The organism is Bradyrhizobium sp. (assembly GCF_035484855.1).
Classification (GTDB): Bacteria; Pseudomonadota; Alphaproteobacteria; order Rhizobiales; family Xanthobacteraceae; genus Bradyrhizobium.
This window is the reverse complement of the sequence record NZ_DATHOP010000245.1, coordinates 1-20,700: the sequence shown is the minus strand read 5'-3', so window position 1 is coordinate 20,700 and position 20,700 is coordinate 1. Positions and strand designations below refer to the sequence as shown.

Annotated in this window: 30 protein-coding genes; 13 read left to right on the top strand and 17 right to left on the bottom strand. The window is 64.1% G+C overall.

Features of this window, described 5'->3' with window-relative positions; all coding sequences use genetic code 11:
* Together VK804_RS28260 and VK804_RS28255 are read right to left on the bottom strand one after the other, a co-directional pair.
* Nucleotides 1–144, bottom strand: a 144-nt coding sequence (locus VK804_RS28260; protein ID WP_325376365.1) for a DUF6719 family protein, incomplete at its 3' end; no start/stop codon positions are given.
* Nucleotides 145–160: 16 nt separating this feature from the next.
* On the bottom strand, nt 161–313 hold the full coding sequence (locus VK804_RS28255; protein WP_325376362.1) for a hypothetical protein: 153 nt from the start codon (nt 311–313) through the stop codon (nt 161–163).
* 184 nt (nt 314–497) lie between these two features.
* Between VK804_RS28255 and VK804_RS28250 the strand changes: the two genes are divergently transcribed.
* From VK804_RS28250 to VK804_RS28240, 3 genes are all read left to right on the top strand, one after another.
* Nucleotides 498–1,778, top strand: a complete 1,281-nt coding sequence (locus VK804_RS28250) for an ArgE/DapE family deacylase (protein ID WP_325376360.1) — start codon at nt 498–500, stop codon at nt 1,776–1,778.
* 83 nt (nt 1,779–1,861) lie between these two features.
* Entirely contained in the window at nt 1,862–2,263 is a 402-nt protein-coding gene (locus tag VK804_RS28245; protein WP_325376358.1) for a PaaI family thioesterase, read from the top strand.
* Nucleotides 2,264–2,398: 135 nt separating this feature from the next.
* A complete protein-coding gene (locus tag VK804_RS28240; RefSeq protein WP_325376356.1) occupies nt 2,399–3,019 on the top strand; it encodes a GNAT family N-acetyltransferase in 621 nt (206 codons plus the stop codon).
* A gap of 66 nt (nt 3,020–3,085) precedes the next feature.
* Here the strand turns inward: VK804_RS28240 and VK804_RS28235 are convergent, their stop codons facing one another.
* The 3 genes from VK804_RS28235 to VK804_RS28225 form a co-directional block, all read right to left on the bottom strand.
* Nucleotides 3,086–3,388 carry a hypothetical protein gene (locus tag VK804_RS28235; protein WP_325376355.1) on the bottom strand — a complete coding sequence of 101 codons (303 nt, stop codon included), beginning with the start codon at nt 3,386–3,388 and terminating at the stop codon, nt 3,086–3,088.
* A gap of 94 nt (nt 3,389–3,482) precedes the next feature.
* Complete coding sequence (locus VK804_RS28230) at nt 3,483–3,782, bottom strand: putative quinol monooxygenase (protein ID WP_325376354.1); 300 nt, start codon at nt 3,780–3,782, stop codon at nt 3,483–3,485.
* Nucleotides 3,783–3,814: 32 nt separating this feature from the next.
* Nucleotides 3,815–4,501, bottom strand: coding sequence for a DUF2161 domain-containing phosphodiesterase (locus tag VK804_RS28225; protein ID WP_325376352.1), 687 nt, complete (start codon nt 4,499–4,501; stop codon nt 3,815–3,817).
* A 309-nt stretch (nt 4,502–4,810) separates the two neighbouring features.
* On the opposite strand from VK804_RS28225, the gene VK804_RS28220 reads away from it, so the two are divergent.
* Nucleotides 4,811–5,518, top strand: a complete 708-nt coding sequence (locus VK804_RS28220) for a GrlR family regulatory protein (RefSeq protein WP_325376350.1) — start codon at nt 4,811–4,813, stop codon at nt 5,516–5,518.
* On the opposite strand, the gene VK804_RS28215 is transcribed toward VK804_RS28220, so the two are convergent.
* A complete protein-coding gene (locus tag VK804_RS28215) occupies nt 5,515–6,195 on the bottom strand; it encodes an SDR family oxidoreductase (protein WP_325376349.1) in 681 nt (226 codons plus the stop codon). The two genes, VK804_RS28220 and VK804_RS28215, sit on opposite strands and share 4 nt — an antisense overlap.
* A gap of 275 nt (nt 6,196–6,470) precedes the next feature.
* Between VK804_RS28215 and VK804_RS28210 the strand changes: the two genes are divergently transcribed.
* Nucleotides 6,471–7,022, top strand: a complete 552-nt coding sequence (locus VK804_RS28210; protein WP_325376347.1) for an SGNH/GDSL hydrolase family protein — start codon at nt 6,471–6,473, stop codon at nt 7,020–7,022.
* A gap of 121 nt (nt 7,023–7,143) precedes the next feature.
* Complete coding sequence (locus tag VK804_RS28205) at nt 7,144–7,341, top strand: hypothetical protein (protein WP_325376345.1); 198 nt, start codon at nt 7,144–7,146, stop codon at nt 7,339–7,341.
* Between the two features lie 33 nt (nt 7,342–7,374).
* On the opposite strand, the gene VK804_RS28200 is transcribed toward VK804_RS28205, so the two are convergent.
* Nucleotides 7,375–8,121: a tyrosine-protein phosphatase gene (locus VK804_RS28200; protein WP_325376343.1), complete on the bottom strand. Its 747-nt coding sequence runs from the start codon at nt 8,119–8,121 to the stop codon at nt 7,375–7,377.
* Nucleotides 8,122–8,222: 101 nt separating this feature from the next.
* On the opposite strand from VK804_RS28200, the gene VK804_RS28195 reads away from it, so the two are divergent.
* On the top strand, nt 8,223–8,534 hold the full coding sequence (locus tag VK804_RS28195) for a lysozyme inhibitor (protein WP_414642858.1): 312 nt from the start codon (nt 8,223–8,225) through the stop codon (nt 8,532–8,534).
* 50 nt (nt 8,535–8,584) lie between these two features.
* On the opposite strand, the gene VK804_RS28190 is transcribed toward VK804_RS28195, so the two are convergent.
* Nucleotides 8,585–8,785 carry a DUF2735 domain-containing protein gene (locus VK804_RS28190; protein WP_325376341.1) on the bottom strand — a complete coding sequence of 67 codons (201 nt, stop codon included), beginning with the start codon at nt 8,783–8,785 and terminating at the stop codon, nt 8,585–8,587.
* A gap of 552 nt (nt 8,786–9,337) precedes the next feature.
* Between VK804_RS28190 and VK804_RS28185 the strand changes: the two genes are divergently transcribed.
* From VK804_RS28185 to VK804_RS28175, 3 genes are all read left to right on the top strand, one after another.
* Complete coding sequence (locus VK804_RS28185; RefSeq protein ID WP_325376339.1) at nt 9,338–10,375, top strand: glutamine synthetase beta-grasp domain-containing protein; 1,038 nt, start codon at nt 9,338–9,340, stop codon at nt 10,373–10,375.
* Nucleotides 10,376–10,575: 200 nt separating this feature from the next.
* Complete coding sequence (locus VK804_RS28180) at nt 10,576–11,262, top strand: substrate-binding domain-containing protein (protein WP_325376337.1); 687 nt, start codon at nt 10,576–10,578, stop codon at nt 11,260–11,262.
* Nucleotides 11,263–11,401: 139 nt separating this feature from the next.
* Nucleotides 11,402–12,190, top strand: coding sequence for a tetratricopeptide repeat protein (locus VK804_RS28175; RefSeq protein ID WP_325376363.1), 789 nt, complete (start codon nt 11,402–11,404; stop codon nt 12,188–12,190).
* A gap of 61 nt (nt 12,191–12,251) precedes the next feature.
* Here the strand turns inward: VK804_RS28175 and VK804_RS28170 are convergent, their stop codons facing one another.
* Both VK804_RS28170 and VK804_RS28165 read right to left on the bottom strand, forming a co-directional pair.
* On the bottom strand, nt 12,252–12,689 hold the full coding sequence (locus tag VK804_RS28170) for a YciI family protein (RefSeq protein ID WP_325376335.1): 438 nt from the start codon (nt 12,687–12,689) through the stop codon (nt 12,252–12,254).
* Between the two features lie 99 nt (nt 12,690–12,788).
* The gene (locus tag VK804_RS28165; RefSeq protein ID WP_325376333.1) at nt 12,789–14,057 is read right to left on the bottom strand and encodes an MFS transporter; all 1,269 of its coding nucleotides are present in this window, start codon (nt 14,055–14,057) and stop codon (nt 12,789–12,791) included.
* Between the two features lie 233 nt (nt 14,058–14,290).
* Between VK804_RS28165 and VK804_RS28160 the strand changes: the two genes are divergently transcribed.
* The gene (locus VK804_RS28160) at nt 14,291–15,079 is read left to right on the top strand and encodes an SDR family oxidoreductase (protein ID WP_325376331.1); all 789 of its coding nucleotides are present in this window, start codon (nt 14,291–14,293) and stop codon (nt 15,077–15,079) included.
* 218 nt (nt 15,080–15,297) lie between these two features.
* Here the strand turns inward: VK804_RS28160 and VK804_RS28155 are convergent, their stop codons facing one another.
* The 4 genes from VK804_RS28155 to VK804_RS28140 all read right to left on the bottom strand — a co-directional run bounded on the left by VK804_RS28155 (nt 15,298) and on the right by VK804_RS28140 (nt 16,833).
* Complete coding sequence (locus VK804_RS28155; protein ID WP_325376329.1) at nt 15,298–15,543, bottom strand: hypothetical protein; 246 nt, start codon at nt 15,541–15,543, stop codon at nt 15,298–15,300.
* Nucleotides 15,544–15,690: 147 nt separating this feature from the next.
* Nucleotides 15,691–15,972, bottom strand: coding sequence for a hypothetical protein (locus VK804_RS28150; RefSeq protein ID WP_325376327.1), 282 nt, complete (start codon nt 15,970–15,972; stop codon nt 15,691–15,693).
* The gene (locus tag VK804_RS28145; protein ID WP_325376325.1) at nt 15,965–16,456 is read right to left on the bottom strand and encodes an RNA polymerase sigma factor; all 492 of its coding nucleotides are present in this window, start codon (nt 16,454–16,456) and stop codon (nt 15,965–15,967) included. The genes VK804_RS28150 and VK804_RS28145 overlap by 8 nt, the downstream gene beginning before the upstream one ends.
* Nucleotides 16,453–16,833 carry a hypothetical protein gene (locus VK804_RS28140; protein WP_325376323.1) on the bottom strand — a complete coding sequence of 127 codons (381 nt, stop codon included), beginning with the start codon at nt 16,831–16,833 and terminating at the stop codon, nt 16,453–16,455. Before VK804_RS28140 ends, VK804_RS28145 begins: the two co-directional genes overlap by 4 nt.
* 155 nt (nt 16,834–16,988) lie before the next feature.
* Here VK804_RS28140 and msrA point away from each other — a divergent pair, with 155 nt between their 5' ends.
* Entirely contained in the window at nt 16,989–17,522 is a 534-nt protein-coding gene (gene msrA / locus VK804_RS28135; RefSeq protein WP_325376321.1) for a peptide-methionine (S)-S-oxide reductase MsrA, read from the top strand.
* 569 nt (nt 17,523–18,091) lie between these two features.
* Nucleotides 18,092–18,925, top strand: a complete 834-nt coding sequence (locus VK804_RS28130) for an HD domain-containing protein (RefSeq protein ID WP_325376320.1) — start codon at nt 18,092–18,094, stop codon at nt 18,923–18,925.
* Nucleotides 18,926–18,974: 49 nt separating this feature from the next.
* Here the strand turns inward: VK804_RS28130 and VK804_RS28125 are convergent, their stop codons facing one another.
* Genes VK804_RS28125 through VK804_RS28115 form a run of 3 tightly spaced genes read right to left on the bottom strand, consistent with a single transcriptional unit; the run spans nt 18,975 to nt 20,124 of the window.
* A complete protein-coding gene (locus VK804_RS28125; protein ID WP_325376318.1) occupies nt 18,975–19,265 on the bottom strand; it encodes a hypothetical protein in 291 nt (96 codons plus the stop codon).
* Nucleotides 19,262–19,747 carry an RNA polymerase sigma factor gene (locus tag VK804_RS28120; protein WP_325376316.1) on the bottom strand — a complete coding sequence of 162 codons (486 nt, stop codon included), beginning with the start codon at nt 19,745–19,747 and terminating at the stop codon, nt 19,262–19,264. The genes VK804_RS28125 and VK804_RS28120 overlap by 4 nt, the downstream gene beginning before the upstream one ends.
* Nucleotides 19,744–20,124, bottom strand: a complete 381-nt coding sequence (locus tag VK804_RS28115) for a hypothetical protein (protein ID WP_325376314.1) — start codon at nt 20,122–20,124, stop codon at nt 19,744–19,746. The genes VK804_RS28120 and VK804_RS28115 overlap by 4 nt, the downstream gene beginning before the upstream one ends.
* Nucleotides 20,125–20,700 lie beyond the last annotated feature (576 nt).

The following is a 20,700-nucleotide window of genomic DNA, read 5'->3' as shown; positions in this document are numbered from 1 at the left end:
CTTGATGCGCTGACCCAGCCGCAAATTGACGATGTCCTGCTCGCGTCCGACCTGTTGTGCAGTGGCGGCGTGCAGCAGCGCGAACAGGGCCAGGGCGCCAACCAGCAGGATCGACAAAATCTCGAGACGTGATGCCTTGATCATTGGTGACTCATCCGGTTCATTTGTTTTCGATCTTCAGCCCGTTCGGTCCGACATTGATCTGCAGCCCCTTCGGTTCCTTTTTCTCCTGGTAAAGATTGTAGCCGAGCACGGCGACCGCCACGAACAATGCGCCGATGATCAGAAAGAGAATGTTACGGTTGCCGGGCATCCCTGCATCTCCATTCATCGCGCGCATTTCAACACGGGGGCCGGGAGGCAACGCGCGCCGGCTACTGTATTGACGCGGCTGCGATTCTGAAAGCGATCCAGGCCCCTGCAAAGTCGCACAAAGTATGATTTGATCGGGGCGGGGCCGGCCGCCGCGAGCCGTGAACGACAGGGAAGTACGAGACATGAATGCAGCCGATATCAATCGTAGAATCCTCGACGCGGTCGATGCCGGGTTCGATGCGCAATTGGCGACCACGCGGGATTTTGTCGCGATTCCCTCGACCCGCGGCGCGGAGGGACCGTGCCAGGACATGATCGGCGATCTCCTGCGCAGCCGCGGCTATGAGGTCGACGACTGGCATATCGAGGTCGATGATTTGAAGGATTTGCGCGGCTTTGGCCCGATCGAGCACGACTTCTCCAAAGCGCGCAGCGTGGTTGGAACTTACCGGCCCTCGACCAGCGCCGGAAAATCGCTGATCCTGCAGGGCCATTGCGATGTGGTTCCGGCCGGTCCGCTCGACATGTGGGAGACGCCGCCATTTTCGCCCGTGGTGAAGGACGGCAAGATGTACGGTCGCGGCGCCTGCGACATGAAGTCGGGTACCATCGGCGCGCTCTATGCGCTCGATGCGATCAAGGCAGCGGGGCTCAAACCGACCGCGCGAATCCATTTTCAGTCCGTCATCGAGGAGGAGAGTACCGGCGTTGGCGCGCTCTCGACCTTGCAGCGCGGCTATCGCGCCGATGCCTGCTTTATTCCGGAGCCGACCGGCGGCCAGATGGTGCGCTCCCAGGTCGGCGTGATCTGGTTTCGACTGAAAGTGCGCGGCTTTCCCGTGCATGTATTCGAGGCCGGCGCGGGCTCCAACGCGATCACGGCGGCCTATCATCTGATTCATGCGGTGGAAAAGCTCGAAGCCGAATGGAACGAGCGGGCCAAGCGTGACCCTCATTTCAAGGCGTTGACGCATCCGATCAATTTCAATCCCGGCATCATCAAGGGCGGCGACTGGGCTTCCAGCGTACCGGCATGGTGCGATGTCGATTGCCGGATCGCGATCCTGCCGGGCTGGTCGGTCGCCGATTGCCAGGCCGAGATACTCGGCTGCGTCTCGACGGCGGCGCGCGATCACCGCTTCCTCTCCAACAATCCCCCCGACGTGGAATGGTCCGGCTTCCTGTCGGAAGGCTACGAGCTGAGGGATTCGGCGGAAGCGGAAGCGGCGTTTGGCAAGGCGTTCAACGCCGTCTATGGCGGTGCGGTGCAGGATCTCGTCTTCACCGCGCTCACCGACACCCGCTTCTATGGGCTCAACTACAACATCCCGAGCCTGTGCTTCGGCGCTTCCGGTGCCGCGATGCACGGCTTTAACGAATATGTCGATCTGGAGTCGCTGCGGAAGTCCACCAAGGCGACGGCCCTGTTCATCGCGGAATGGTGCGGGGTAGAAAAGGTGTGACTACCTCCGAGGTCATTGCCGCGCCTGACCCGGCCATCCATCATTTCAGAAAACGTTGAGGCAAACGGGGAGCACGACCGGCCATGACGCCGCTTGAAAAAATCAATGCGATGCAAATGCCCTTTGCGACGCTGAAAGGCGTGACGTTCATCGAAGCGGAACCGGATCGTGTGGTGGCGCGGATGCTGGTTCGGCCTGATCTCTGCACCGCCGGCCAGACCATTCACGGCGGGGCGATCATGGCATTTGCGGATTCGGTCGGAGCGGCGGCAACCGTGATCAACCTGCCTGCGGAGGCCAAGGGCACCACCACGCTCGAAAGCAAGACCAATTTCATCCGCGGCGCCGGCGAGGGAACGATCCTGATCGCGACCGCAACGCCGATCCACCGCGGCCGCCGCACCCAGGTCTGGCAGACGCGGCTGGAGACCGAGGATGGCAAGCTGGTGGCGGTCGTGACCCAGACCCAGATGGTGCTGGCATAAATCCGCAACCATTGGGGCGCGATCTTCTGCCGTGATTTCAGGCTGGAAGCACCCTTGAATTCCATGCTGCAATGCACAATATGTTAGGTATAGGGATTCGACGCCTCCTCGAGGGCTTCCAAGAGGAGTTATGAAATGCACCACAAGGATATCGCTCGTTCGGCGCCGCTGCGTGGTTACGTTCGAACCCTGCGCGAACAGGAACTGCCACTGCTGAGGGACCATCTGCTGCGGCTCGGTCCGCACAGCCGTCACGACCGTTTCAACGGCTTCCTGGATGACAGCTTCATCGAACGCTATGCCGCGAAATGCGCAAGCGATGGCACCTTGGTTGTCGCCTATCTCGAGGACGGCGTGGTGCGCGGTGCCGCGGAGCTGCATTCCCCCGAGCGGTCACCCGACGGGTTGCCCGAAATTGCGTTCAGCGTGGAAGCCGTGGTGCGGCGGCGCGGCGTGGGCAGCAGCCTGTTCCAGAGGCTGATCGCGGAGGCGCGCCTGAAAGGCTACGGCGCGCTGCGGATCACCACCAGCGCGGAGAATCAGGCGATGCGGGCGCTCGCCGGCAAGTTCGGCGCGCAGCTCAACTTTGTCCGCGGCGAATCCACTGGCATCATCGATCTGAAGCCGCCATCGCAGCTCGAATTGGTAAAGCTCGCGATCGCAGCGCCCGCCGATTCCCTGCGCGCGGCGATCAACCTCAACCGCGTCTATTGGAAGGCCGTGCTGCGGATGTATGGCTGGGGCAGGGCGGCCTGAGCGCCGGTTGCCTGCGGCGGGCCGGCTGATCGGGGATCAGTGGAATTACCGCAAATGAGCCGCGGCTCAGGTCCCGGTGCGCTTGTCGTTGCCGAACCGTCTGACAACCCGGCGTTCGACCACGACCGAACGCTGCGCGCCCTGTTCGCCTGCGATGACGCGGGTCGAGGAACGCGCCGAACTACGGGCCATTTTCTTCACTTCAGCGGTGACGGATTCGATCGGCAGCCCCATCAGCGAAGCGGCGATTTCCGCCTGTTCGTTCTGGTCGTCGGTGATACCGATCGCGGCGAAAATCGCCTCGTCCAGCGTCGGCGGATCGCGCCGGACGCGCCGCGTACCATATTTGGTATTCCAGTCTTCGCTCATCGGGGCCTCTCGTTCGATCAGAGATACCTAGGAGTCCTCATGTTGCATTGCAATATGAAATTGGTATGGCAAACCAGCCATGCATTGTGAGGCTTCACAGCTTTTCCAGCCTCGTGGCGTCATAAATCTCCAGCGTCGCAGCCGCCGAGGCGAGCGGCTGCAGCGCGCGGACAAAATCGCGCGACGCCGGCACCGCGAAATGGGCGGATAGCGCGGCGCGATCGGCCCATTGTTCGATGAACACCAGCCGCAGCGGATTCTCGCAATCGGCATGCACGGCATGAACGATGCAGCCGGGCTCCAGGCGTGAGCGATAGACGTGTTCGAGGCTCAATCGCCTGACCTCCTGGAAGGATTCCGTGCGGGCCGTCACGCTGCCGGTCACCATGATCATCGCGCCCTCCCGTCTTTCGTTTCACGTCAACGTCATGGCGCCGAATCGGCGGTGTCCGCAAAATCCGCCGGCTGCTGCGGCCAGCGTTTCAAGGCGGCGCGTCCGGCATCGGTCAGGACATAGATGCCGCGCTCGGCCCGGTCGAACCAGCCATAGACGTTGTGCAGCAGGATTTTCGCTGCGTCGGGAAAGTCCAGCCTGAGATCGCGTACCCGCTGCGGTCCGCGCGACAGCGCCGACGCGCAGGCCAGCGCCTGCTGGCGATAGGCCGTCATGATCGGAGCGCGGGTGCTTCCGCCGAGGGCGGGGTCGCCCTTGCGCCTGACGTGTTCGGCGACGAGGCGGGAGCGCTTCTTCGGATTGCGGCGCGGCGCCGTCGTCGGCGGCTTGACGATCACCTCGACGTCGCCCGAGCGGGTGACCGCCAGCATGCCGAAGCCGAGCCGCCGGCAGAGATTGCGATAACGCGCGTCGCTCTCGCGGCCCTTGCCGCTGGCCGACAGTTTGGCGGCAAGCCAGACCTCATCGCAGGCGCCGGCGCGGTCGACCGCCTGCAGCACCAGTTCGAGATTGAAGGAAAGCTTCAACTCGCCGATCACCACGATCGGCGGATCGTCGCCGCTCAGCGCCACCAGGTCGCAGCCGCCGACTTCACCCTTGACCGTGAAGCCGAGCTTTTCGAGGAAGCGTTTGACGGGCAGATAAAGCGCGGTTTCCAAAGGGACTCCAGCCTAGGCTCCGGTGCCGAGGTCGCCGATGCGACTCAGTGCCGCCCAGTCTAGCCGGATCGTTGATCAATCGACACCGGAACGGCTATCGTCGGCACGGGACCAGCCGGGCGCTGACATGTCATGATCATGAATGGGCTCTACCACATCACCGTGGAGATGCTTGACGGCGTCAACGGCGGCAATCAGGGCGTCATGGTCGTGCGCGATGGTACGCTGCGCGGCGATTGAGCGGCACGCTACGCCGCCGTCGAGAGCGGCGTAGGCAAACGCGTAGCAAGGAGAGTGGCCGGAGCACCAATGCTGAAGGGGCTCTACAAGGTCGAGATGCGGACGGCGCAGGGTTCGCGCCGCGGGGTTGTCTATGTCTATGACGGCAAGATGATGGGCGGCAATTCGGCGTTTGCGTTCATCGGCAGCTACCGGGAATCCGCTGACGGCGAGGTATCGGTCGAGATATCCACGGTGCGCCACAATGAGGATCCCAATTTCCAGCCCTTGTTCAAGACCGACAAGATCACGCTCTCGCTCAAGGGAAGGCCACAGGGCGAACGATATGTCTTCGAGGGCGGCACCATCCAGTTACCCTATATCGCCTTCAGCTCGGTGATGACCCCGATCAGCGAAGCGGCCGCGCCGCTCGCGAGGCAGCCCGGAATAGACGGCATCCCGAACGGCCTCTATTCGATTCATATCCGGATGCTCGACGGCATCGACGGCGGCAATACCGGCGTCATGGTGCTGCATGACGGCCGGATCCGCGGCGGCGACGGGTTTTTCGATTATGTCGGTGCCTACACCAGCGCCGGCGGCAGGTGGAAAGGCGAACTCGTCAACCACGAGCACACCCCGAGCCAGGGCGAACGGACGGTATTCGGCGGCTACGAGGTCGGCATCGGCTTTTCCGGCACCTATGACGCCGACGGCGCGGTTGCGGAGGCCACCGCGCTCGCCGGTAAGCGCAGCATCCGCTTCAGCGCGGTGTTGAGGAAGCTGGCGGAGGCCTAAACCCTTCCATTGACCGGCAGCAGCGCGCCGGTGACGGCGCTGGCGGCGTCGCTGGCGAGGAACAGGATCACCTCGGCGAGTTCCTCCGGCCGCACCCATTTTGCAAAGTCCGCATTCGGCATGCTGGCGCGGTTGGCCGCGGTGTCGATGGTCGAAGGCAACACCGCATTGACGGTGATCTTGCCCTTCCATTCGGCCGCCATCGCCTCGGTGAGGCGGTGCACGCCGGATTTCGACGCGGCATAGGCGCCCATGCCCGATCCCGCCTGCAGCGCGCCCATCGCGCCGACATTGACGATTCTCCCTGCAGGCGACGCCGACAGATGCGGGATCGCCGCCCGCGACGTATTGAGCGCAGTCAGTACGTTGAGCGCAAACATGCGCTGCCAGGTTTTTGCATCGCCCTCGGCGACCGTCTCGAACGCGAAGCCGCCGGCGATATTGATCACTACGTCCAGCCTGCCGAAATGCGCGGCGACCGCATCGATGGCCTTTTTCGCCTGCGCGGCATCGGAGAGATCGACGCCGCCGATTTCCATCCGCTCCGCGGTGGCCGGCATCTGCGAGGCCGCATGATCGACGCCGGCAACGCGTGCGCCCCGCGCATGGGCTGTTTCCGCGACCACCTTGCCCAGCGCACCCAGCGCGCCGGTGACGACAACGACTTTTCCATCCATCGGGGGCCTCCTCGGATCGACAGGGCAGCGCACACTATCGTCAGCAGAATTTCATTTGCAATGGCGCATGATTGGGCTCCAATGCGAGCATTCCATCATCTATTCCCGCAGAGGATGTTTTGGCATGCCCGACGTTCCACGACCCTGCGTGAGCCACCCTGATATCGTTGCGTTCAAATATCCGCTTCCGCATCTGGTGCAGAGCCTTAAACGCCAGCGCAGAACCCGGATCGTGGCGATCGGCTCGTCATCGACGGCCGGCGAGGGCAGCCATCGTGCCCTATCCGCACCGGCTCGAACTGGCACTGAGGCACAACAATTACGGCCGGATGATCGACGTGCTTAACCGGGGACTTGGCGGCCAGGAATCTCCGGAGGAATTAGCGCGTTTCGAGCCGGATGTGATCGGCGAGGCGCCGGAGCTGGTGATCTGGCAGGTCGGTGCCAACGCGGTGTTCCACGATGAGGTCTATAGTCCCGACGACGTGGGAGCAGCGATCGCGGCAGGACTGGATTGGCTCGCGGGCCTTTCGATGGATGTGGTGCTGATGGACCTGCAATACACGACGGCGATCATCAAGCCGGAGAAGATCGCGCGGGCAAAGGACATCCTGTCACGGATCGAAACCGCTGCCGCGAATGCCAGGGTCAACGTCTTTCACCGCTTCGCGCTGATGGAATACTGGTGCGTCCAGGACGGCATTCCGATCGATGAACTGATGGATCCGACCGACAACGACCGGCTTCATATGAGCAAGTGGGCCACCAACTCCGTAACGGAGGCGCTTTATGGCGCAATCGCCGGCGCGCCGCCGCCGATGGTTTGAACCCGTAGAACCACGGTTACCCCGCTATTAGCTAAAATTTGCGCGACTTCTGTAAGCGGATCGCAGATCGGCCGCGCTAGGCTACGGCCATGCTCGTCCAAGACATGGGATGGAAGACATCATGAGAAATCTCGCTGACCACGGTTTGCCGCTCGTCCAGCTCAAGGAACAGCGGCGCGACATGATTGTCGCACTTCAGAACCGTCGCGGCCCGGTGAGCAGCTGGGAATTGATGCAGATCGCAGCCGTTCAGCAGGCGATCTCGGCGTTCGAGGACGTCATCGCCGATCTCGACGCGGAAATGGAAGCGGCAGCGTAAGCGTTCACGACTCTCGGCCCAAGGGCCGGGAGTTCATCGTTCCAGATAGCGTGCCTCCAGCCCCGCGCGCTCCTTTGCGCCTAAGCCCAGCCCGTCGCTGAAATAGCCTTCGAGATTGCCGTAGTCGGCGCCGATCGCCTCGAAGGCTGCGGCCAGGAACGAGGTTTGCACCGTCCCGAGCACCTCGCGGACCTCATCGGGGAGGTCGCTGGAGGCTGTGGGGTCGCGGCGATAGAAGCGGTTGGTCAAGAGGTAATCCTCTGAGATCACCTCACCCGGCACGCCGAGCGCGTGCAGGATCAGCGCGCAGGCAAAGCCGGTGCGGTCCTTGCCGGCGGTGCAGTGGATCACGAGCGGCGCGCGATCCTCGAGCAGATGCGCAAACAGCGCCCGGTAGCTTGCCGTGTTGTCGCGCACATAATTGCGGTAGGAATCGCGCATCACTTCCAGTGCATCGGCCGGCGACAGCGCCACGCCCGTGGCGCGCCGCGCCCGCAGCGATGCTACCACCGTCGGCTCGACCGGCAACGAATGAACCGCGATTTCCTCCAGTCCGCACAGCGCCTCGACGCGCTCCTCAGTGCCGCGAAAATCGAACGCGCTTCTGAGCCCGAGCGGGCGCAGCACCTCGATATCGGCCGCGGTGAGATGCCCGAGATGGTTGGAGCGGAAGATCTGCCGCCAGCGCACCATGCGGCCATCGCGGCCCGGATAGCCGCCGAGATCGCGAAAATTGCTGGCGCCGGCGAGATTGAGATGACGGGGAGGGGAATCTGACATGAGGGCTTTAGCTTAAGCCATGCTTCGCGGCGGGGAAATGACCGGCGAGAGGTATCGCTGGCCTTGGCCTCGCTTATACTGGTGATTCACCGGGGGCGAACATGAAACCGCGAGACTTATCCATTTTCGGCGCGATGGTCTTCGTGGCCGCGGCGGCCGGACCTTCATCGGCGACGGCGCAGACTTTTCAGAACTATCGCTGTGCCGACGGCACTCAGTTCATTGTCGGATTTTTCGACTACGACAAGCGGGCTTATTTGCAGATCGACGGCGGGCCGGTCGGGCGGCGTGACGCTGTCGATCACCAAGGCCGGCACCACGGTCAGGCATGCGAGGCGGCCGGCAACGGCCTGCGAACGGACATAAGCAAAAGGGCCGAAACGTTTTCGTTTCGACCCCTGTCAGGCATTTGACCGTCGTATCGCGAGCCGACAACGCGGCAGAACCGGACTTGCTGATAGCATCAACGCTCCCACACCGGCTTCGATTCCTGGATTGCCGCTTCGTGGTACCAGCTGCCGCTGCAGCCAGCCTCGTTCACCCGCGTCGAATCCTGGACGGTTGCCGATTTGGTCTCTTCATGGCGACGTCCGCCGAGTGCCGCGCGGCCCCCGGCGGGGAATTGGTAGATCCTGGCGGATCCGTTATTCAAACTCGAATTCATTTTATCTCTCCTGGTGTCGAGCACTTTATCTGATGCTGCGCCCGACTCGTTCTCGTGAGGTTACTGAATTCGATATCGTCCGTGCTTGCCGCTGACGCAACCTGATCAAGGGAAAGTCATTTCGTGTATAAATTGTAGGCATTTCCCGTTTTGCTTCTCCAGAAGCATCCACGGACTGGCTAACACTTGAGCGGTCGCGGTGGTTGCAGAGACGTGACGGGTTTTTGGAACGGGGCGCCAGCGGTTGCCGCGGCTTTAATCGGCAAGGGGCGAAAGCGAGGGTTCTGCTCCGTAAACAGGCTTCATTTGGGCCCGGCCAAGCGGTCCAACCGCCCGCGAAAAATGCAGGCCGCGCGTCTTTGCCGCACCCCAAATTCGTAGGCATAGGGATGAACGCCCGGGCGCTTTCGACGTCGCGAAAGCCGTCCCGCGACGCAGCGATTGGCACTTTAATTGCTTGGTAAGGGATGGCCGATGGTGGCCGGGTACGCTTGTGGTGACCAATAAGCTTCGGTTCCCCACCTTTTGCATCATCAACTCATGAGAGGCTCAATGACCAAGTACAAGCTCGAGTATATCTGGCTCGACGGATATACGCCGACTCCGAATTTGCGCGGCAAAACGCAGATCAAGGAATTCACTTCATTTCCGACGCTGGATCAGCTTCCGCTGTGGGGCTTCGACGGAAGCTCGACCTTGCAAGCCGAAGGCCATAATTCGGATTGCGTGCTCAAGCCGGTTGCGATCTATCCCGACGCCGCGCGTACCAATGGCGCGCTGGTGATGTGCGAAGTCATGATGCCCGATGGCAAAACCCCGCACCCCTCGAACAAGCGCGCCACCATCCTCGACGACGAAGGCGCCTGGTTCGGCTATGAGCAGGAATATTTCTTCTACAAGGACGGCCGTCCGCTCGGCTTCCCTGCCAGCGGCTATCCGGCGCCGCAGGGACCCTATTACACCGGCGTCGGCTACAAGAATGTCGGCGACATCGCGCGCAAGATGGTGGACGAGCATCTCGACCTCTGCCTCGCCGCCGGCATCAACCATGAAGGCATCAACGCCGAAGTCGCCAAAGGACAGTGGGAATTCCAGATCTTCGGCAAGGGCTCCAAAAAGGCCGCCGACGAAATGTGGATGGCCCGCTATCTGATGCTGCGCCTGACCGAGAAATACGGCGTCGATATCGAATTCCACTGCAAGCCGCTCGGCGACACCGACTGGAACGGCTCCGGCATGCACGCCAACTTCTCCACCACCTACATGCGCGAAGTCGGCGGCAAGGAGTATTTCGAGGCGTTGATGAAGGCGTTCGAAGCCAACCGCGCCGATCACATCGCGGTCTACGGCCCCGACAACCACATGCGCCTGACCGGCAAGCACGAGACCGCCGCGATCACCGAGTTCACCTACGGTATCGCCGACCGCGGCGCCTCGATCCGTGTTCCCCACTCCTTCGCCAATAACGGCTACAAGGGCTATCTGGAAGATCGCCGCCCGAACTCGCAAGGCGACCCCTACCAGATCGCTTCCCAGATCCTGAAGACGATCGCCTCGGTGCCGACTTCCGCCAAGGCCGCCGCGGCGTAAGCCGACCGACTACGTTCCCCGGGGCTTGGGGGGACCCAGGCCGCAACCTGATCCGCCAAGGCGCGAACCGCCTTGGCGGATCATTTCGTTTTGGGCCCGGCAATGTTGCGACGGCGCTGGTTCGCGCTTCACCTGCCGTGCGGCCGGCTGCTAGAAGCGGCCGTGCCCGCAAGTTGCGAGGCCGCGACAAGGGCTGCCGGATGGAAAACGAGATTCGCGTGCTTTCGACGCTCGCTTTGATGGGGGCGGTGCGCGGCCTTGCCGAACCCTATCAGGCGGCCGGCGGCGCGCGCATCGATGCCGATTTCGCGCCGACGCTGGGGCTGCTGGAACGGTTGCGTGGCGGCGAGGCCGCTGACGTCGTGATCCTGACGCGCGAAGCGCTTGGTGATCTCGCCCGCCAGGGGACCGTGGTCGCGGACAGCCGCGTCGACCTCGCGCGCTCCTTCGTCGGCATCGCGGTGAAGGCCGGCGCGGATCATCCGGGCATCGCCACCGAGGAGGCGCTGCGCGCGACGCTGCTCGGCGCCCGCGCGGTCGCCTATTCGCGCATCGGGGCCAGCGGCATTTTCTTCGCCGCCCTGATCGAGCGGATGGGGATCGCGCCTGCAATCAACGCTCGCGCCCGGATCATTCCTTCAGGCTTGACCGCGGAATTGCTGGTCAGCGGCGAGGCCGAACTCGCGGTGCAACAGCTCAGCGAATTGAAGCTGGTGGCAGGCATTGAAGTCGTGGGACCGATCCCGCGTCACCTGCAAACACCGGCGGTATTTTCCGCCGGCCGTCTTTCGGCCTCGCAGAGGGTGGTTCAGGCCGACCGGCTGTTGAAATATCTGGCTTCGCCCGAGGTGGCCCCGATGCTGCGCGACAGCGGGCTGGAGCCTTGAATTCGACAATCCTTCGAAGCTACTTTGCCTTCGAGGCTACTTTGTGCCGGTCAGGATGGGCGAGAGGATGAAACCGTTCCGCGCGTTTTCGTTGGCGGCGGCAGCACGCATCGCTATTCCGACGATGGCGATCGCTGCGATGATGCTGGCTGCCCCGAATTGGCTGAGGGCGCAATCGGCCGATCTCGTGCTGTGCGATCGCCTTGCCGCCGACCCCGCCGATCCCGACAAGCCGGCCGACGTCAAGGGCGTAGGCGAGGTCGCGGCGGCGGATGTCGCGACCGCGATCAAATTCTGCAAGGTCGCGTCCGGCGCGTCGCGGCGCGCGCTCTATCAGCTCGGCCGCGCTTACGCGGCAAAAGGACAGATGCCGGAGGCGATCGCGGCCTGGCGCAAGGCCAGCGACAAGGGCTCGACCTCGGCGATGGTCGAACTCGGCGTGCTCTATGCAACCGGCTCCGGCGTTGCCAGGGACGAGGTCGAGGCGCGAAAACTGTTCGAGCGCGCGGCGCGGGCGGGCAATCCCCGCGGCGTCACCAATCTCGCAGCTCTCGGCGGTGGCGCCGCATCGACCGATCCGGTTCGCGCGCGCGAGCTGCTGGCGAAGGCCGCCGAGACCAATGCCGAAGCGCAATATCAGCTCGGCCTGATGCTGGCCGACGGCACCGGCGGGCCGAAGGACGATGCCGGTGCCCGCGCCCTGTTCGAGAAAGCCGCCGCGCAAAATCATCCGGGTGCGCTGGAGCGGATGGGCGCATTCGCGCAGGAAGGCCGCGGCGGCCCGAAGGATTCGGCGGCAGCCAAGGCCTATTACCAGCGGGCGGCGGCGCTCGGCGACGAAGACGCCAAAAAGGCGCTGAAGCGGCTGGAATGTCCGATCGTCATTGGCGACAAGCATGGAAACGCCGTCACCAATCTCTGCTTCTAGCCGCGCGGGCGAACGCGATGATCAGTTTTTTTGTCGTTCAGGCAAGCCAGCACCTTCGCGATCAACTCTTCTGAGACGTTGGTCGATCCCCGTGCCCCCAGCTTTCGGGTCCGGGCTCCGTCCGCCCGGTCAGCGGAAACGCCATGCCGGGACGATAGACCAATACGGGGCGGATTTCGTAGATCGCGGACGGATTGACCTCGCGCAAATCGCGCGCGATGGCGATCGCCGCGTCACGGTCGGCGCCGTCGATGACGTAGAAGCCGAGCAACTGCTCCTTGGACTCGGTGAAGGGCCCGTCGGTCACCACGCCGTTACCGGGCCCGCGCAACACGCAAGCCGACTCGGTCGCCCCGAGCCGCGCCGCCGGTCCCATCCGCTTCTCCCGGTTGAGCCGGTCATGCACCCTGTTCAGATCGACCATCAGCGCCGTGTCCTGCTGCGGCGTCAGGGAAGCGATCTCGTCTTCGACGTGATAGGCCAGAATGGCGTAGAGCATACGGGTGCCTCGTTGGGGCTGGATGGACCGATGCCCCGAAGGACGCTTCAGGGCCGTCGATTCCGACATTATTTTTTGGGGCCGGGCTATGCCAGTTCGTCACTCCGCCGCAGGCGCAGCCTTGGCGAACGCAATGCCCTTGGCCTCGGTGCCGACCGCCGTCAGGCCCGCGATCACGACCGCGACAATGCCGGCGACGAGGGCGAGCGCGAGACCGTAATTGCCTGCGAATGCGGTGGCGATGCCGGCCTGCAGGGTGGCGTTGACGGAGGCGAGCAGATTGCCGAGCTGATAGACGAAGCCGGGAAAGGTCCCCCGCGCGGTGTCGGGCGACAATTCGTTGAGATGGACGGGGACCACGCCCCAGGCGCCCTGGACGAAGAACTGCATCAGGAACGCGCCGGCGGCGAGCAGGGCAGGACTGCTCGAGAAAGCCCATAACGGAATCACCGGCAGCGAGAGCAGCGCCGAGACGACGATGCAGTTGCGGCGCCCGAAACGCTCCGACAGCGTGCCGAAGAAAATCCCGCCGCAGATCGCCCCGATATTGTAGATCACGGCGATGATGCCGACCGCATGCGGCGACAGCTTGTGCTCGACCTGCAGGAAGGTCGGGTAGAGGTCCTGGGTGCCGTGGCTGAAAAAGTTGAACGCGGTCATCAGCACCACCGCGTAGATGCCGAGCTGCCAGTGCGATTTCACCACCGTCCAGGTGCTGCCGCGTTCGACCGCGGCCTCTTTGCTCCAGCTCGGCGATTCCGGGACCATGCGCCTGATATAGAGTACGAGCAGCGCGGGAATGACGCCGACCATGAACATGCCGCGCCAGCCGATATACTGGAACAGGGCGCCATAGACGATCGAGGCGAGGAAATAGCCGGTCGGGTATCCCGACTGCAACAGCCCGGAGACGAAGCCGCGCGCATGCGGCGGAATGGTCTCCATCGTCAGCGAGGCGCCGACGCCCCATTCGCCGCCCATGGCGACGCCGTAGAGCGCGCGCAGGATCAAGAGCACGGTCAGGTTGGGCGAAAAGCCGGAGGCGAATTCGAGCACCGAATAAAGCACGATGTCGACCATCAGCGTCGGGCGGCGGCCGAAGCGGTCGGCGGCGCGGCCGAACAGGAAGGCGCCGATCGGGCGCATCGCCAATGTCAGGAGGATCGCGAAGGTGACATCGGAGATGTCGGTGTGAAACTCCGCGGCGATGTCCTTCAGCACGAACACCAGCAGGAAGAAATCGAAGGCGTCCAGCGTCCAGCCCAGAAAGCTTGCCGCCACGACGTGGCGCTGGGCGCTGGTCCACCCCGATAGCGCCGACAGCAGGGGCGGTGCGGGCTGCGAGGACGGTGCGGCTGATGTGGCCATGGCGAAATCCCATTGTTGCCCAACCTCGCGCAACGCGGGAAGTTGGTTCAGCTGGCCTGGAACGATCGTCATGGCCGGGCACGAGCGCGAAGCGCGTCTTCGCGCTAGGCGTCCCGGCCATCCACGTCTTTCTTGCCTCTGATAAGGTAAGACGTGGATGCCCGGCACAAGGCCGGGCATGACGAATTTTTTTGTGTAGTATGCTGGCGTTTTTCGCCACGGGAGCCCAACGGATGAGCCTGTTCGACATGCCCTTCGACCCCGCGCGCGAGGCGGCGCTGGTGACAGGTGCCGGCAACGGCATCGGCCGCGCCATCGCGCAGGCGCTGACGGGCGAGGGGGTGCGCACCGTGTTCGCCGACGTCAACCCGGAGACGGTCGCGGCCGCCATCAAAACCTCGCCTCGGCCGGAGCTGGCGATCCCTTTCGTCGGCGACCTCGCCCTTGCCGCCGTGCGCGAAGCGCTGCTGGCGGACAGCGAGGCTGCTCTTGGCCGGGTGACGCATTTCGTGCATTCGGCATCGCCGCCGCGGCGCGAGGCCGATCATGTCTTTGGCGTCAGCCACGAGACGTGGATGCGGATGCATGCGGTCAATATCGATGCCGGCTTTCACCTCTCGCGCGAACTGGCGCGCAAACTCATCAAGGCCAAACTGCCCGGCTCGTTTCTGCTGCTGACCTCACTGCATGCCGGCACGCCGCGCAACCTGCCGCATTATTCGACCGCCAAGGCGGCGATGGCGATGCTGGTCAAGGAATTGGCCAAAACGTTCGGCCGCCATGGCATCCGGGTCAATGCACTGGTGCCAGGCGCCATTGCCGCCGGCGGTTTTGTCGCCGATCCCGCGCTGGCCCGGCACATCCCGCTCGGCCGCCTCGGTAATCCTGCGGATCTCGCGCCGATGGCGCTCGCAGTGCTGTCGAACCGCATCTCGGCCTATGTCACGGGGGCCGCGATCGCAGTTGACGGCGGCCTATCGCTGACCAACTGGTTCGATCCGCCTGAACTCGGCGAATTCTGAGTTGGCGGGAATATCGGCCGAAAATCCCGATCTATCTTCCAAGGGGAGACACGGGGGCTGCTCCCGCCTGGTTCCGCCGGGAGCGGCCTGCCGCGTTGAGGCCGGATGATCGCCGGCCGATCCGCGCCTTGCGGCGGATTGCCGTCGTCGCCGAGGCGAGAATGCCTGCAAGCCGTGCTCCCCTTACCAAGCGGCAAGCGCGGCCGAAAGCGGCTAGTCTAGTCCGCCTTGTGCGCCGTCTCGGCGCCGCGGCCGGTCGGCCTCGGCTGCGCTTGTGCCGGTGCCCCCACTTCCTGGCAGGGGATTTCGATCCACGCGCCATCGGGCCCGCGCTGCAGCGTGTGGCATGGCGATGCCGCGGATTTCTCGTCCGGCGGCTGGGTATTCGAATTCTTCGCCAGCACCGGCGCGGTCATCAAGGCCAGTGCCGCGAGCGAACCGAACAGTTTCTGCATTGTCCGCATCTGAAGGTCTCCGTCCCGGCGGTGAATTCCGAAGGCTGTAGAATCTGGCGGGGAATGTGGATGAATTTTGGCGGCGATGAGGGCGCGGCGGATTTTGCTTAACGGTTGGGAAATGTTGGGCGGGGATGACGGACCGCTGCATCCGCCTTACCGTATCGGCGTGAGTTTCCCGCTGGCATATCGCACCGCCAGCGCGAGGCCGGCGGCGGCGATGACGAGTGCTGCGCCGTCCGACTGCAGCAACGCATCGATCGAGGGCGCGATCATACAGCAGACGACGATCGTCGCGACGAACAAAGGCACCAGCCGCACCACCTTCGTGCGAAAGCCCCGGCGTTCCAATCGGTCGAGCACAGCCGGCACGAAGGCTGGATCGCGCGCCGGCGGTTCATCGAGCGCCCACAAGGCGGCGAGGCGGTCGTCATCCATCATGGTCGCGCTCCAGCATCGCCAACAAGGTAGCACGTCCGCGCGCGACATGCGCCTTCACCGTGCCGAGCGGCAACCCCAGTAGTGCAGCCGCGTCGCCGTGGGAGACGCCGGCGGCAAGGCAGAGGGCGACGGCCGCGCGCTGGGCTTCCGACAGCGCCATCATGGCTTTTTGCAGATCGAGGCGCGCGTCCGCATCGGGATTTTGAACCGTCTCCGTGATCTCGGCTATGCGCGCCTCGCGCTGGCGCCGCCGCCCGGCGGCACGGCGGCTCGCGAGGTATTTTCGGTAGGCGATGCCGTAGAGCCACAAGCGAATGTTTTCGCCGCGGCGAAAGCTGTCGAGGCTGGTCCAGGCCGCGATGAAAACCTCTTGCGCCAGATCGTCCGCCTCGGCCACCTCGCCACAGAGCCGGCGCAGGAAGGCGCGCACCGCCTGCTGGTGCGCCGCGACCAGGGGCGCGAATGCCTCGCGCGATGTCACGGGGCGTCATGCTTGCGCCGCAGCCAAGCGGCAACCAGCGAGTTCACGAACAGCGTGGCCATCACGACGGCGGCAATAGTGAGCCCCATGCCTTGCCGCGTGCCCTCGTGCAGCCAGGCCAGCACGCCGAACGCGGCGGCAAGCGCGCCGAACAGCGCTGCGTTTTGCCAATCCGGGTAGGGGCTGCTCCAGCCATCGCCGCTGTGCAGGACCTTGATCAGCTCGGTGGGCGGGTCCTTGCCTTGCGCGGCATAGGTGCGCAGCAGATCGATGGTGGCCTTCTGACGCTGGTGACTGAGCCAGATCGCCCAGAAGGCGCAGGCAAAGCCGAGCAGCGGAAAGATCACCCACCAGATCCGCAGGGGATAGTCGTGCATGACAGCTCTCCTTGGGCTCCATCTGCTGCTATTTGCCGCCGGACGCGCGATTGGATGCAGGGCGTCATCCCGCCCTTCGGGCTTTCGGGTTCATCATAGCATCCCTACATTGGGGCGCTGGGAACCACGCCCGCGAGGGCAGCAAGGAGGTCGACATGACTGATACAAGAGAACGCGCGGTGCTGGCCGGGGGCTGCTTCTGGGGGGTGCAGGATTTGATACGCCGCATGCCCGGCGTGATTTCGACCCGGGTGGGCTACACCGGCGGCGAGGTTCCGAACGCGACCTATCGCAACCATGGCAACCATGCCGAGGGGATCGAGATCATCTTCGATCCCAAAATCGTCAGCTATCGTCAGCTGTTGGAATTCTTCTTCCAGATCCACGATCCCTCGACGTTGAACCGCCAGGGCAACGACCGCGGCGCGAGCTACCGCTCGGCGATCTTCTATACCAGCGACGAGCAGAAGCGGATAGCGCAGGACACCATCGCCGACGTCGACGCCTCAGGCCTGTGGCCCGGCAAGGTCGTCACCGAAGTCGCGCCCGCCGGCCCGTTCTGGGAAGCCGAGCCCGAGCATCAGGATTATCTGGAGAAATATCCTGATGGTTACACCTGCCATTTCGTCCGGCCGGACTGGAAACTGCCGCGACGGGCGGAGGCTACGCGCGGAGCGACGGCGGCGTAGTGTCGCCTCTCCCTCGCCCCGCGCTTGCGGGGAGAGGGCGGGGTGAGGGGCTATCTCAGCCAGCACGGCTGTTGAGAGTCCCCCTCACCCGAAATTCGCTAACGCGAATTTCGACCTCTCCCCGCAAGCGGGGCGAGGTGAGAGTCGCGGCGCTGGAAAACAAGACGCCGGAACTGCTATAAACGGATTCGGCAGCTTTGGCGTGACGAAGCGCCCACAACTACGGTGGGTGTGATGCGAACGGTAACGCCGCATTCAAGCCAAGGCTGCCGCCAATATCTTGCGTCGCTCTCTGTCGTCATGCCCGGCCTTGTGCCGGGCATCCACGTCTTTGCGGTTCATGAGCAAGAAAGACGTGGATGGCCGGGATATCTAGCGCGAAGACGCGCTTCGCGCTGCAGCCCGGCCGTGACGAGAAATGAATCTTCGTCGCAATGACGTGAAACATTCCTCCCGGCCACACGCATTCGGCGGTTGGTCACCGGGCCGGAGTTAGGATATGCTGACTGCACACAAAAGCAATGAGACGTCGGGAGCGGGCATTCGAGGGTTTTGACGGGGCGGCATCCATGATGACCTTACCGGAGCTGGCGGCCAATGCGCTGGAGGAGTTTCTCGGCGCCTATATGCGCCGCCGGTTCGGGTCGCAGACGCCGCTGGTGGAGATCGTGCCGGGGGCGACGCGGCTGGCGCTGGAATGCATCGGCAACAGCGACGCGCTCTACCACAATGTCGAGCACACGCTATTGGTGACGCTCGCCGGCCACGACATCCTGCGCGGCCGCGCGCTGCACGACGACGTCACCGCCGACGACTACGCCCATGTCATCATTGCCTGCCTCGCCCACGACATCGGCTATGTGCGCGGCTTGTTCGGGGACGACGACGCGGACGGTTTCGTGATCGACGCGGCAGGCGGCAAGGTGACCCTGCCGCGCGGTTCGTCGGACGCCGGGCTGATGCATCACCACGTCGACCGTTCCAAGCTTTACGTGATGAGGCGGATCGAAGGCATGCCGCCGCTCGACAGCCGGCGCATTGCCGATGCGATCGAAGGCACCCGGTTTCCGCCCCGCGAGGGCCAGGCCTTCGACGAGGAGGCCTCGATCGTCCGCGCGGCGGATTTCATCGGCCAACTCGGCGATCCCAACTACCTCAAGAAAGCGAACGCGCTCTATTATGAATTTGAAGAGGTCGGCATCAATCGCCAGCTTGGCTATGATTCGCCCGCCGACATCGTCAACCGCTACCCGCAATTCTACTGGAACAGCGTGGCGCCTCATATCCAGACCGAAATAGGTTATCTCAACAGGACCTCGAGCGGACGCCAGTGGATTTCGAACCTCTATGGCAACGTCTTCCGCGCCGAACGCGACATCTCGCTTTCCGGACCGCAGCGGTAGCGACGCGGTCCGGAGGCGCGGGCAGGGCGTTAATGGCGCAAGCTCCTGCTCACATCAGTTGGCGGTGCGCCGCGTCGCCGGCATAGTGGATGGTCAGCGCGAGGCCGACGGCGGCCGCGACCGCGACCGCGACGCCGCCCGACTGAAACACCGCCTCGACCGAGGGCGCGATCGCCCAGCACACGGCGATCGTCGCGACCAACAGCGGCACCAGCCGCGCCACCCTGGTGCGGAAGCGTCGGCGGGCCAGCCGGTCGAGTGTCGCAAGCACGAAGGCCGGGTCCTGCGCCGGCGGTTCGTCGAGCGCCCACAGCGCGGCGAGGCGGCGGTCATCGGTCATGGTCGCTCTCCCAGCATCGACAGCAGCGTAGCACGTCCGCGCGCGACATGCGCCTTCACCGTGCCGAGCGGCAAGGCGAGCAGGACAGCGGCGTCGCCGTGCGAGACACCGGCGGCGAGGCACAGCGCGACCGCCGCGCGCTGGGGCTCGGACAGCGCCATCAGCGCCTTTTGCAGATCGAGGCGGACCTCTGCATCGGGAGTAGCCGCCGTCTCCGCAGTCTCGGCGACCAGGGTCTCGCGCTTGCGCCGCCGCCCGGCGGCGCGGCGGCCGGCCAGGAATTTGCGGTAGGCGATTCCGTAAAGCCACAGGCGAAAGTCCGCGCCGCTGCGGAAGCTGTCGAGGCCGGTCCAGGCCGCGATGAAAACTTCCTGCGCCAGATCGTCGGCCTCGGCGGGGTCGCCGCACAGCCGGCGCAGGAAGGCGCGCACCGCCTGCTGGTGCGCCTCGACCAACCGCGCGAATGGCTCGCGCGATGTCACGGGGCGTCATGCTTGCGCCGCAGCAAGGCGGCAACCAGCGAGTTGACGAACAGCGCGGCCATCACGACGGCGGCGATGATCAGCCCGCTGCCTTGCCGCGTGCCCGCGTGCAGCCAGGCCATCACGCCGAAGGCCGCGGCGAGCGCGCCGAACAGCACCGCGTTTTGCCACTCCCGGTAGGGGCCTTTCCAGTCCTCGCCGCTGTGCAGCGCCTTGACGAGCTCGGGGGGCGGGTCCTTGCCCTGCGAGGCATAGGTGCGCAACAGGTCGATCGCGGCCTTCTGGCGCTGGTGGCTCAGCCATATCGACCAAAACGCGAAGCCAAAGCCGATCAGCGGAAAGATCAGCCACCAGATCCGGAACCAGTCGCCGTGCATGACAATTCCCCTTGCGGTCTATTTATAGGGCCTATTTGCCGCCGCGGCTGCGATTGGATGCAGCTTGCGTAAAAAACGGATCACGCTGTGGCCAATGCGCATGACGGAATGATTTGAGCCTTCCGCACAAGTCCAATTCAATTTTCAAGCGACGGCAACTCTGCTCCCCTCCCTCCCGCGAAGCGGCGGGGAGGGGTCGGGGGTGGGGGGTGTCTCAGCAAACTCGCTGCCAGAGAAACAAGTGGATAGACCCCCCACCCCCGACCCCTCCCCACCACGCGCAAGGGCGCGTGGGAGGAGGGGAGCGCACTGCACATGATTTCGCGATCTTGCTTAACACCGTCATTGCGAGCGAAGCGAAGCAATCCATGGCGCGACAAGCGGAAAGATGGATTGCTTCGTCGCATCCGCCTTCGCCCGAAGGCGGGCTTCGGCGGACAAGAATGCTCCTCGCAATGACGGTGAGACACAGCTTTGACGGTAAGACACAGTTTCGCGACCTCGCCGCATGCGGGCGCGCGTTCGCGCGACCCGCCGGCCTCGCAAGGACGACTCAAACCGCCTTCAGCTTGCGAT

Excerpts from the sequence above, each read along its gene's own strand:
- VK804_RS28255 (WP_325376362.1), bottom strand. The coding sequence starts at position 313 with ATGCCCGGCAACCGTAACATTCTCTTTCTGATCATCGGCGCATTGTTC.
- VK804_RS28250 (WP_325376360.1), top strand. The coding sequence starts at position 498 with ATGAATGCAGCCGATATCAATCGTAGAATCCTCGACGCGGTCGATGCC.
- VK804_RS28245 (WP_325376358.1), top strand. The coding sequence starts at position 1,862 with ATGACGCCGCTTGAAAAAATCAATGCGATGCAAATGCCCTTTGCGACG.
- VK804_RS28240 (WP_325376356.1), top strand. The coding sequence starts at position 2,399 with ATGCACCACAAGGATATCGCTCGTTCGGCGCCGCTGCGTGGTTACGTT.
- VK804_RS28235 (WP_325376355.1), bottom strand. The coding sequence starts at position 3,388 with ATGAGCGAAGACTGGAATACCAAATATGGTACGCGGCGCGTCCGGCGC.
- VK804_RS28230 (WP_325376354.1), bottom strand. The coding sequence starts at position 3,782 with ATGATCATGGTGACCGGCAGCGTGACGGCCCGCACGGAATCCTTCCAG.
- VK804_RS28220 (WP_325376350.1), top strand. The coding sequence starts at position 4,811 with ATGCTGAAGGGGCTCTACAAGGTCGAGATGCGGACGGCGCAGGGTTCG.
- VK804_RS28215 (WP_325376349.1), bottom strand. The coding sequence starts at position 6,195 with ATGGATGGAAAAGTCGTTGTCGTCACCGGCGCGCTGGGTGCGCTGGGC.
- VK804_RS28205 (WP_325376345.1), top strand. The coding sequence starts at position 7,144 with ATGAGAAATCTCGCTGACCACGGTTTGCCGCTCGTCCAGCTCAAGGAA.
- VK804_RS28200 (WP_325376343.1), bottom strand. The coding sequence starts at position 8,121 with ATGTCAGATTCCCCTCCCCGTCATCTCAATCTCGCCGGCGCCAGCAAT.
- VK804_RS28195 (WP_414642858.1), top strand. The coding sequence starts at position 8,223 with ATGAAACCGCGAGACTTATCCATTTTCGGCGCGATGGTCTTCGTGGCC.
- VK804_RS28190 (WP_325376341.1), bottom strand. The coding sequence starts at position 8,785 with ATGAATTCGAGTTTGAATAACGGATCCGCCAGGATCTACCAATTCCCC.
- VK804_RS28185 (WP_325376339.1), top strand. The coding sequence starts at position 9,338 with ATGACCAAGTACAAGCTCGAGTATATCTGGCTCGACGGATATACGCCG.
- VK804_RS28180 (WP_325376337.1), top strand. The coding sequence starts at position 10,576 with ATGGAAAACGAGATTCGCGTGCTTTCGACGCTCGCTTTGATGGGGGCG.
- VK804_RS28175 (WP_325376363.1), top strand. The coding sequence starts at position 11,402 with ATGATGCTGGCTGCCCCGAATTGGCTGAGGGCGCAATCGGCCGATCTC.
- VK804_RS28170 (WP_325376335.1), bottom strand. The coding sequence starts at position 12,689 with ATGCTCTACGCCATTCTGGCCTATCACGTCGAAGACGAGATCGCTTCC.
- VK804_RS28165 (WP_325376333.1), bottom strand. The coding sequence starts at position 14,057 with ATGGCCACATCAGCCGCACCGTCCTCGCAGCCCGCACCGCCCCTGCTG.
- VK804_RS28160 (WP_325376331.1), top strand. The coding sequence starts at position 14,291 with ATGAGCCTGTTCGACATGCCCTTCGACCCCGCGCGCGAGGCGGCGCTG.
- VK804_RS28155 (WP_325376329.1), bottom strand. The coding sequence starts at position 15,543 with ATGCGGACAATGCAGAAACTGTTCGGTTCGCTCGCGGCACTGGCCTTG.
- VK804_RS28150 (WP_325376327.1), bottom strand. The coding sequence starts at position 15,972 with ATGGATGACGACCGCCTCGCCGCCTTGTGGGCGCTCGATGAACCGCCG.
- VK804_RS28140 (WP_325376323.1), bottom strand. The coding sequence starts at position 16,833 with ATGCACGACTATCCCCTGCGGATCTGGTGGGTGATCTTTCCGCTGCTC.
- msrA (WP_325376321.1), top strand. The coding sequence starts at position 16,989 with ATGACTGATACAAGAGAACGCGCGGTGCTGGCCGGGGGCTGCTTCTGG.
- VK804_RS28130 (WP_325376320.1), top strand. The coding sequence starts at position 18,092 with ATGATGACCTTACCGGAGCTGGCGGCCAATGCGCTGGAGGAGTTTCTC.
- VK804_RS28125 (WP_325376318.1), bottom strand. The coding sequence starts at position 19,265 with ATGACCGATGACCGCCGCCTCGCCGCGCTGTGGGCGCTCGACGAACCG.
- VK804_RS28115 (WP_325376314.1), bottom strand. The coding sequence starts at position 20,124 with ATGCACGGCGACTGGTTCCGGATCTGGTGGCTGATCTTTCCGCTGATC.